The sequence below is a fragment of the Candidatus Thioglobus sp. genome (assembly GCF_028599055.1).
Lineage (GTDB): Bacteria > Pseudomonadota > Gammaproteobacteria > PS1 > Pseudothioglobaceae > Thioglobus_A.
The window spans coordinates 1-1,740 of sequence record NZ_JAQRMS010000214.1; the positions used below are offsets into that span (position 1 = coordinate 1).

Below are 1,740 nucleotides of genomic sequence, written 5' to 3' on the forward strand. Positions count from 1 at the left end.
AAATTACCGCTTATTGTTAGAGTAACCATTTCAATAATAAGCGGCTTGTTGAAAGTAAGGGGTGCTATTCTTTTCTAGAACAGCCAGATTAGTAATGCTACAACCACCACAATGGGTAGTGCATATTTTTTAATATCAAATTCCTCTTGAACAGGGGTGCTTGGTGTGCTCACTGGTTGAACGGGTGCGGTTGCTTTTGGCTCTGGAGCAGCGACTGGCTCAGGCTTTTGTTCAGTAGCTTCAACAAGCTGCGCAATCAGCTCATCTTTCTTGTGTTTAAGATTAAGCTTAACACCAATGGTTTCACCATGGTCTTTTAGTTGCTGCTTGGTCATGCTCTTAAAATTCATATCCACTCCGTCAGATTATTCAAGATTATTTTGTGATTACAGTAGATATATTACTTGTAAAAATTTGGAAAATAATGAAAATGTGCTTAAAAATCGCAAAATTTCGGATAACAACGGCAAAAATCTGTGTTTTTAAGCCTAAAAACATGAAAAATCTTAAAATAAGCCTTATCTTTTAATCGGTCATGAAAAATTTTCGAAATTTTTAAAATGAACGATAAAGGGGTGTTATTGCGTTACAATTCGACCTTATGAAAGACATAGTTGCTAATAACGAACATTTGAGAAGGCTTATAGAAGGCAATAAGCGTTATATGGCTTCACATCTTGAGCATCCTGATCAGACCAGCGAGAGGCGTTTTGAGCTTAAACATGGCCAGCATCCATTTGCCATTATTTTGGGTTGTTCAGATTCTCGCGTGCCACCAGAAGTATTGTTTGATCAAGGCCTGGGGGATTTGTACGTGGTGCGTGTGGCGGGCAATGTGCTTGATCAAATGATTGTGGCCAGTATTGAATATGCGGTATTGCATCTCGGCGTGTCATTGATTATGGTGATGGGGCATTCACAATGTGGTGCGGTAGCAGCAACTTGCAATCATGAACAATTAGAAGGACATTTGCCAAGCCTTACTTTTGCACTCAATGCAGCGTTCAATAAAGCCAAGGATCAGCCGGGAAACTTGGTTGAAAATGTAACGCTAGCCAATGTTGAATTGGTGGTTGATGAGTTGAAGCAAACCGGTGCACATTTTCCAGAAATGGTGAAAGATAATCAATTAACTATTGTGCCAGCGTATTATCATATTGGCACTGGTAAGGTGGATCTGTTATGACTTTAGAAATTACTCAAGAATTTTCCAACAGCTTGTACTGGCTTTCGTTAATAGCTGTTGTGGTGTCTTCAGCTTCGGGCGTGCTTAAATCTGGCTTTCGACATTTTGATTTATTTGGCGTTATTATTATTGCCATCACTACCGGCTTAGGTGGCGGTTCATTGCGCGATATGTTGTTAGATTTGGATGTATTTTGGATTCAGGATCAAATCTTTTTTATTGTGTCACTATCCAGTGCCATTATTATTTTTATTGGCGCTCGTTTTATTTCAATTTCTCCAAAATTGTTTTTGATTCCGGATTCTGCCGGTCTAGCAGCGTTCAGCATTGCCGGCACCATGGTGGCATTGACCGCGGGCGCACCTTGGTTGGTCGCTAGCTTTATGGGGGTTGTTACGGGAACAATGGGCGGTATTTTTAGAGATTTACTCTGCAACGAAACCCCGATTGTTTTTAAAAGCCCACTGTATGCTACGGCTGCTTGGCTTGGTTCTTTAGGGTTTATTGCCCTCGTGTACTATGAAGTGGGCATTGCTTTAAGTGCTATTATTGCA

At 40.5% G+C, this 1,740-nt stretch carries 3 protein-coding genes; 2 read left to right on the top strand and 1 reads right to left on the bottom strand.

Features of this window, described 5'->3' with window-relative positions; all coding sequences use genetic code 11:
* Positions 1–74 precede the first annotated feature (74 nt).
* The gene (locus PSN35_RS07505) at positions 75–350 is read right to left on the bottom strand and encodes a hypothetical protein (RefSeq protein WP_300031639.1); all 276 of its coding nucleotides are present in this window, start codon (positions 348–350) and stop codon (positions 75–77) included.
* Between the two features lie 251 nt (positions 351–601).
* Here PSN35_RS07505 and PSN35_RS07510 point away from each other — a divergent pair, with 251 nt between their 5' ends.
* Together PSN35_RS07510 and PSN35_RS07515 are read left to right on the top strand one after the other, a co-directional pair.
* A complete protein-coding gene (locus PSN35_RS07510; RefSeq protein ID WP_300031642.1) occupies positions 602–1,186 on the top strand; it encodes a carbonic anhydrase in 585 nt (194 codons plus the stop codon).
* On the top strand, positions 1,183–1,740 hold a 558-nt coding region (locus tag PSN35_RS07515; RefSeq protein WP_300031645.1), incomplete at its 3' end, for a trimeric intracellular cation channel family protein. The genes PSN35_RS07510 and PSN35_RS07515, both read left to right, overlap by 4 nt.